The 7,293-nt window shown below is 66.2% G+C and carries 8 protein-coding genes, 2 tRNA genes and 1 pseudogene; 10 read left to right on the top strand and 1 reads right to left on the bottom strand.

Annotated features, from left to right (window positions below):
- Window positions 1-117 precede the first annotated feature (117 nt).
- From ABZX12_RS03430 to ABZX12_RS03395, 8 genes and pseudogenes are all read left to right on the top strand, one after another.
- A complete protein-coding gene (locus ABZX12_RS03430; protein ID WP_355689406.1) occupies window positions 118-678 on the top strand; it encodes a TetR family transcriptional regulator in 561 nt (186 codons plus the stop codon).
- 23 nt (window positions 679-701) lie between these two features.
- Window positions 702-947: pseudogene (locus ABZX12_RS03425) on the top strand (DUF4265 domain-containing protein); the annotation flags it as partial.
- Window positions 935-1,297 (top strand): hypothetical protein, encoded by a 363-nt coding sequence (locus tag ABZX12_RS03420; RefSeq protein ID WP_355689404.1) that lies wholly within the window; start codon window positions 935-937, stop codon window positions 1,295-1,297. The pseudogene ABZX12_RS03425 and the gene ABZX12_RS03420, both read left to right, overlap by 13 nt.
- 1,099 nt (window positions 1,298-2,396) lie before the next feature.
- Complete coding sequence (locus ABZX12_RS03415; RefSeq protein WP_355689402.1) at window positions 2,397-2,981, top strand: helix-turn-helix domain-containing protein; 585 nt, start codon at window positions 2,397-2,399, stop codon at window positions 2,979-2,981.
- 60 nt (window positions 2,982-3,041) lie between these two features.
- Complete coding sequence (locus tag ABZX12_RS03410) at window positions 3,042-3,353, top strand: S1 RNA-binding domain-containing protein (RefSeq protein WP_355689400.1); 312 nt, start codon at window positions 3,042-3,044, stop codon at window positions 3,351-3,353.
- 176 nt (window positions 3,354-3,529) lie between these two features.
- A complete protein-coding gene (locus tag ABZX12_RS03405; protein ID WP_355689398.1) occupies window positions 3,530-3,838 on the top strand; it encodes a hypothetical protein in 309 nt (102 codons plus the stop codon).
- A gap of 278 nt (window positions 3,839-4,116) precedes the next feature.
- A complete protein-coding gene (locus ABZX12_RS03400; RefSeq protein WP_355689397.1) occupies window positions 4,117-5,073 on the top strand; it encodes a site-specific integrase in 957 nt (318 codons plus the stop codon).
- A 72-nt stretch (window positions 5,074-5,145) separates the two neighbouring features.
- The gene (locus ABZX12_RS03395; RefSeq protein ID WP_355689395.1) at window positions 5,146-5,427 is read left to right on the top strand and encodes a tyrosine-type recombinase/integrase; all 282 of its coding nucleotides are present in this window, start codon (window positions 5,146-5,148) and stop codon (window positions 5,425-5,427) included.
- Between the two features lie 94 nt (window positions 5,428-5,521).
- Here ABZX12_RS03395 and ABZX12_RS03390 read toward each other — a convergent pair.
- Window positions 5,522-5,592: transfer RNA gene (locus tag ABZX12_RS03390), tRNA-Gly, on the bottom strand.
- A 108-nt stretch (window positions 5,593-5,700) separates the two neighbouring features.
- Between ABZX12_RS03390 and ABZX12_RS03385 the strand changes: the two genes are divergently transcribed.
- A tRNA-Pro gene (locus ABZX12_RS03385) sits at window positions 5,701-5,773 on the top strand.
- Window positions 5,774-5,851: 78 nt separating this feature from the next.
- Window positions 5,852-7,246 (top strand): trigger factor, encoded by a 1,395-nt coding sequence (gene tig / locus ABZX12_RS03380; RefSeq protein ID WP_355689393.1) that lies wholly within the window; start codon window positions 5,852-5,854, stop codon window positions 7,244-7,246.
- Window positions 7,247-7,293 lie beyond the last annotated feature (47 nt).

The following is a 7,293-nucleotide window of genomic DNA, read 5'->3' as shown; positions in this document are numbered from 1 at the left end:
ACGTAGACACCGAAGACACCGAAGACACCGAAGACACCGAAGACACCGAAGACACCGAAGACACCGAAGACACCGAAGACACCGAAGACACCGAAGACACCGAAGACACCCAGGACGATGCCCGGTCAGCGCAGCATCGGCCGACCGCGCTCGACTGAGGTCGACGCTCGGCTCATCGACGGCGCCTTGGGACTGCTGCGCCACAGCGGCCCGGCCGCGGTCACTGTGGAGGCGGTCGCCGCCCGATCCGGGGTGGCCAAAACCACGATCTACCGCCGCTACCGCGACCGCGACGACCTGCTCCGCGCCGCCATCGGCTCCGCGGTGACTCCACCGGACCAACCGCCCGTCGAAGACATTCGGGGCCGACTGACCTGGGCGCTCGGACAGGTCCAGACCATCTTGAGCGAGGTCCTGGGCCGCGGCGGGATCGCGGCCCTGCTCGACGACCGGGAGCCCACCTTCACGACGCTGGTCCGCGACCTGCTCACTCCGTACACCACCGCCCTGGCCGGGCTCATCGAGCACGACACCGCCGCCGGAAGGCTGCGCAGCGACCTCGACGCCGACGCCGCCGTCTCCCTCATGCTGGGCACCTACCTCGGCGAACTACTCCGCCACGGCACCGTCGGCGCCGACTGGATACCCGATGCGTCGACCTGCTCTGGCACGCCATGACCTGACCTCGGCCCTCCGGCAACTGCACGATTCGCGTGGTGCCTGATCCTTCCGGCCCGCTGGGAGGCAGCCCCCAGGCAGTTCATCAGCGCCTTGCGAGATCAGGGCTCGGTGGCGAGGTCTTCAGTGAAGACTTCCCGATGGTGGCCTTCAACGCACCAGCCGGCGGCGACGTCCACGGGATCAAAGCGCTCCTGATCGAAGGAGAAGAGGAGGGATGGTGGCACTACGAGGTAGGCTGTGCCACCGATGAGTGGTGCAACGCCTGATCTTCGCGCCCCCCGATGCGCAACACGCGGAACGCCGTCTGACGGCCGCGTTCACCGGCATCCGGTGGGGTGAGCTGATCGCACTCCGCTTATCGCTCGTGTTCGTGCGGGTGAGGGGCGGTACGCCGAAGCGGGGGAGCTGGCGAACCACCGTCAAGTGGACCAAGCGGGTAACGGAGGCGGGTCTTCCGGCGGGCTTCACCTCTCATGACCTGCGTCACACGGGTAATCAGCTGGCGGTGAGTGACGCGTCCACTCGGGAACTGATGCAGCGCGTGGGCCACTCGACGATGCGCGCAGCGCTGATCAATCAGCACGCGAACGAACGAGCGAGCTCGGGAGATCTCTGACCGGATAAATGAGGTTGTCGAGCGGGAGACCAGGACCGGGGATGGGGACTCGCCGGACGACGAGGCTGGGGCCGCCGGGGTGCTGGTCCCGACCGGTCAGGGCGCGTGGAGGGCGCGGCGCTCGAATCCGGTCTCCGCATGACGAAGGCCCTAGCCCACAAAATCGCTGTGGCTCGGGGCCTTTGCCGTTGGAGCGGGTGACGAGATCGAACTCGCGTAGCCAGTTTGGTAGATCGGTCGACAGCTCGCTCACCGCCTGGTCCTGAGCCTGGTCAGGTGCCCCGGAGTGACCCTATTTGCCCCCGGCTGACCCTTGCTAATCGCAGGCTAATCGCACGCTGCCTGGATCGTCGTCAAGAGATTCAAGTTGCTGATCCACCGTCAACCCAGGTATGCCGCCGACCCACCATGTCCGGTGCAGCCGGTCCCGATGTGATGTGAGACGGTGTGCTGCATGCAGGAGCCGGCGACGGACCCGAGGTGGTTGAAAGAACCTGGGTTCATGGCAGCGGGCATGATTCTCGGGATCACTGCCTGCTGGTTGACGGGGATTGTCCTGGTCCTGCGCGCATTCGGCACGCCTGCCGACACCGCCGTGGTGGAGTTCTACCTGCCGCTCTTGATGCCCGCTGTCGTCGGGACAGGTCTTTGCGTAATACGACGCGTTCGGCTGTGGGCCGCGAGCTTTGTGGTCGGCGTAACCGTAGGTTGGTACCTAGGTCTCGTACTCGGTTCCCTGGCCGTTGTCTCGTGGAACGTGTAGGCGCGATGACTGCACCGGTCTCCACACCTGCCGCCGCCCCCTGATAGCTGCCAAACCCAGGCCAGCGCGGCGCACGTCAAGAGTCGGCATTCGCGGAGCTGAGTGGCGGGCGGCTCGTCGTGGTGCCACCAAGGTCGGAGGCGAGTGAGCGTGGAGTGACCATCCCCAACGTCCTGGTGGGCGAGCTGGCGGCCCATCTGAACAAGTTCGTCGGCGAGGACGATGCCGTGCTCGTGTTCGTGGGGGAGCGCGGTGGTACGCCGAAGCGGGGGAGCTGGCGAACGACCGTCAAGTGGACGAAGCGGGTCGCGGAGGCTGGGCTCCCGGCTCCGCCACGTGCGGCTTCGGCCGGGCATGATCTTCAGACGGTCGGAGCTGACCTATGAGGAGCTTGTCAAGTTCGTCATCGGCCTGCAGCATGGCCGACCCGACCAGCTTTCTGGGTTCAGGGAGTTCCTCGTCCTCAAGTTGAACGACGGGGACAACCTCGGCCGGCCGACCCTGGTGACTCGGCTCGTCGTACCGCAGGCCGGTCACCCGCTCAGTCCGGAGGATGACCAAGCTGCGGTGCATGGCCTCCTCGATCTCCTGGATGAGTTTCTGGCCGAGACTGCCGGGTCGGACTCGCGCGCGATCGATCGCGAGTACCTCCTCTGGCTGCAGCAGCAGAGCTGGTACAACCTGGAGCTGGCGAGATTCGACAGCAGCCCAGCTCCTCGGATGCTCACCCTGGACGAGGCGGCAGACCAGCTCGGCGTGCAGCGTGAAGCGGTCTTCGACTGGATGGCGTCCCGCAGGCTGCGATCATTCCGTGTCGGTGCGGAGCTCCTCTTCCGTGAGGGCGACGTTGTCCAGCTTCGGGCACGGACCGACCCCAACGAGCGTCAGTCGTCTGGACCGGACAACCGCTCGTCGGCATAAGCGCGCGCACGGACAGCGGCATGAGCGGATGTTTCCGGGCGATGTGGCACCATCGGGGATGTGAACGACCCGCGTGGTGAGTGGGCTGCCTTTGGGTCTCGATCCACACCGTCCGATGAAGAGTGGGCTGACGCCGTTCGTCGCTACCGGGCAGGGTGCATCGTTGACGGGACGGTGATCAGTCATCACCGGTTCGGCTTCTTCATTGACCTTGGTGAGCAGATCATCGGGTTGGTCGAGATCCCAATGTCACCGGACGACTATCCACCAGTCGCGTCGCAGGTCCGAGCCGTCGTGCTCGACGCGACCGATCACAACAGACAGATCCGCCTGAGCATGCGTCCGTCCGACCTCGGCCGCCCCGGTTGCTGATGCCCGCTCACCGGCAGTTCCGTGCTTCACGGACAGCGGCAATTCCGGACGTTCGCCGGTAGCCGCATCTCTCGTGGGAACTCGTGGATGCGGACGCCTGGGGTAGGAGAATGGCAGGCGTGAACCAGTGGCAGCTGCCCCTTGGCGGGCTTGATCAGGCCCGTTCCCTCCACCGCATGCTCATGGAGCGCAAGTTCGACGGCCCGGCCGACGAGTTCTTCGGCAGTCCGCACATCGCGGCCATCCAACACAGCCTCGCCGACATGCTCGCCGCCGCTGAACCCCACAAGGACTGGAACTTGTGGCGTCGAGCCGAGCACCAACCCCACCGCGTGGAGCAGATCCGGGACCACCTCCGGCAGTCAGGGAGTTGGTGGCCAACCATGCAGCCCGAGACCCGCCGCCAGTACGTCCAGGACCTCCTCGCGCCGCTGATCCCCAGCGACGAGCTGCTCGACGAACTCGTCAACATCACCAACTCGTAGGGTCGTCGTCGTGCCGGCACCCGCGACCCGGAGACGCGGAGCCGCTGACATCTCTCCGTTGCTCGGCGTCGCGAACTGCTCCCCGAGCTGGCGGGGTCTCGAGCGTGGGTCAAGGTTCGGACCCCACGTGCGAGGCGCTCTGAACAAGTCCTCAATTCTGCAGATCCGTGCGTTGGCCGCCGCTCCAGGTGTGGTCGCCAGGCTTTCGCCTGTCGCGAATCAGTTGGCAGATGTGTCGTTGATCAACTGGCGGATCACAGACCGGGGAGCTAGGCGGAGTGGCCGAGCGGCACAGCGGCGACCGTCCGCCACTCGTACTTGCGGTTGTCGCGGTGCATCTCGATGAGCGACACGGCGTTGATGGTCAGGTCGGCCGGGTCGGCTGTGACTCGGTTGATCGCGTCGAGTGTGACGCTGGCGGGCTGCGGGGTGCTGACGTACGCAAGGCTGATGTGGGGTTGGTAGTGGTCGGCGTTGTCGGGGACGCCATCCGGGCCGAACACATCGGCCCGGATGGCATCCGGCGGAACGCTGAACACACCTTCTCGGATGAGACTTCGGCGGGGGTCTGGCTCACCCTGAGACAAACTGACCTCATCCGTGGTGAGTGGAACGGTCCTGACCTCGGTCGCATCCCGTTCGGCAACTTCGCGGCGAGCTGGATCGAAGAGCATGTGCTGAGTGAACGCACGCGGGAGTTGTACGCGACCTTGCTGCGGCTCCACATCCATCCGTTCCTCGGGCGGAAGGAACTCGCGGCTATTGGTCCCGAGACGATTCGCAAGTGGCGCAAGGAGCTGGCCGAGGAGGGGCAGTCGGCGGATGCTGTGGCCAAGGCGTACAGGCTGGTTCGGGCAGTCATGGCAACTGCCGTGGATGACGGGAGGATCAAGCGCAACCCGTGCCGTATCAAGGGTGCCGACACCGCCGCCCGGGCTGAGCGACCGGTCGCCAGCGTCAAACAGGTCTACGGGCTGGCTGAGGCGATTGGTCCACGCTTTCGAGCCTTCATCCTGGCTGCCGCGTTCACCGGCCTGCGCTGGGGCGAGCTCATCGCGCTGCGCCGGATCGATGTCGACCTGGACGACGCCAAAATCAGCGTGCACCGAAGCATCGCTGAGCTGAGCGGGGGCCGCCTGGTGGTAAAGCCGCCCATGTCGACAGCTGGTACCCGCAGGTCCCGATCCCGGCTGTGCTCGTTGAAGAGCTGCGGACTCATCTGTCGGAGCACGTGAAGGAAGGGCAGACGGCTCTCGTCTTCACCGGCCCGCGGTGGTCCGCCCAAGCGGGGGAGCTGGCGGTCAACCGTGAAGTGGACGGCCAAGGTCAAAGAGGCGGGCCTACCTGCTGGGTTCCACTTCCATGACCTGCGTCACACCGGTAACCACCTGGCGTCGAAGAGTGGTGCGTCCACCAAGGAACTCATGCACAGGATGGGCCACGGGACGATGCGAGCCGCGCTGATTTACCAGCACGCCACTGATGCACGGGCTCGGGAGATCGCCTCCGCCCTGAATGAGGTGGTTGAACGCGAGAACAGGCGGGATGACGACGACGGTGCCGCCGGGGTGCTGGTGCCGACCCCCTAATTGCACGGTAATTGCACGCGGCCTGATCGGGCCTCAGCGTGAGAGAAGGCCCGTAGCCGCGGATTCCCTGTGGCAACGGGCCTTCTGTCGTTCGAGCGGGTGACGAGAATCGAACTCGCGTAGCCAGTTTGGAAGACTGGGGCTCTACCATTGAGCTACACCCGCGGTGCTCGGACATGATTCCATACGGAGGCCTGGAGACTCAAAACGGGTTTTCGGGGGCCCCGGTGGCGCGAGCACTGGTTCTGGGCGGCTAGACTCGTGCGGTCACTGCGGGGCGTAGCGTAGTGGCTAGCGCGCCTGCTTTGGGAGCAGGAGACCGCAGGTTCGAGTCCTGTCGCCCCGACAAACCCCGTGCAGCACCGGCTGTGGCGTCGGCTGTCCGGCGTCGCAACATGTCACCGAATCAAGGAGAACCGCCACCGTGAAGAGCACCGTCGAGTCCTTGAGCCCGACCAAGGTCAAGCTCATCGTCGAGGTGCCGTTCGAGGAACTCAAGCCGAGCCTCGACGCGGCGTACAAGAGCATCGGCCAGCAGATCGTGGTGCCGGGCTTCCGCAAGGGCAAGATCCCGCCGCAGGTCATCGACCAGCGGGTCGGCCGCGGCCCGGTGCTCGAGGAGGCGATCAACGACGCCCTCCCGAAGTTGTACTCGCAGGCGGTCAGTGACAACCAGGTGAAGGCGATCGGCCGGCCCGAGGTCGACGTGACCGAGTTCAACGACAAGGAGAGCCTGCAGTTCTCCGCCGAGGTCGAGGTCCGCCCGGAGATCACGCTGCCGGACCTGGAGGGCCTGGAGGCCGAGGTCGAGGACATCGCGGTGTCCGACGACGAGGTGACCGAGCAGATCGAGGCGCTGCGCCAGCGGTTCGGCTCGCTGAACCCGGTCGAGCGCGCGGTCGCCGACAAGGACTTCATCACGATCGACCTGTCGGCCAGCAAAGACGGCGAGAAGGTCGAGGAGGCGCAGGCGACCGGCCTGTCCTACCAGGTCGGCAGCGGTCAGCTGCTGGACGGGCTGGACGAGGCGGTCATCGGCCTGACCGCGGGCGAGAAGAAGACCTTCGTCACCCAGCTGGTCGGCGGTTCGCTGAAGGGCGAGGACGTCGACGTCGAGGTGACCGTGACGGCGGTCAAGGAGCAGGAGCTGCCGGAGTTCGACGACGAGTTCGCGCAGACCGCGTCGGAGTTCGACACCGCCGACGAGCTGAAGGCCGACGTGCAGGGCCGGCTGGAGCGAGGCAAGCGGCTCGAGCAGGCCGGCGAGGCGCGCGACGCCGTGCTGGAGAAGATCCTGACGCTGGTCGACGTGCCGGTCCCCGAGGGCCTGCTGACCGACGAGCTGGCCGCCCGCAAGGAGAACCTGGAGCAGCAGCTCGGTTACTCCGGGATGACCATGGAGCAGTTCCTCGAGGGCGAGGAGCAGACCCAGGACGAGTTCGACGAGGACCTGAAGAAGCGCTCCGAGGACGCGATCAAGGCGCAGTTCGTGCTCGACCTGGTGGCCGAGCAGCAGGAGCTGAGCGTCAACGACCAGGAGCTCACCGAGCACATCGTCCGGCACGCGCAGCGTTCCGGCGTCAGCCCGGACCAGTTCGCCCAGCACGCGGTGGAGAACAACCTGGTCCCGAGCCTGGTGTCCGAGGTCGTCCGCGGCAAGGCGCTGGCCTACCTGGTGGAGAACGCCAAGGTCACCGACGCCTCCGGCAACACGGTCGAGCTGAAGACCCTGCAGCCGGACGGCACCTACGCCGACCCGGAGGCCGCCGAGGCCGAGGCCGAGGCGACCGCCGAGGAGCCGGAGCCGGCGAAGGCCTGACCCGCCGCGCGACCCCGCTAGACCGCGCAAGAACCCCGCAAGAACCC

Source organism: Kribbella sp. NPDC003505 (assembly GCF_040610875.1).
Classification (GTDB): domain Bacteria; phylum Actinomycetota; class Actinomycetes; order Propionibacteriales; family Kribbellaceae; genus Kribbella.
The sequence above is the reverse complement of the archived record's forward strand: the minus strand, read 5'-3'. Positions and strand labels throughout refer to the sequence as shown.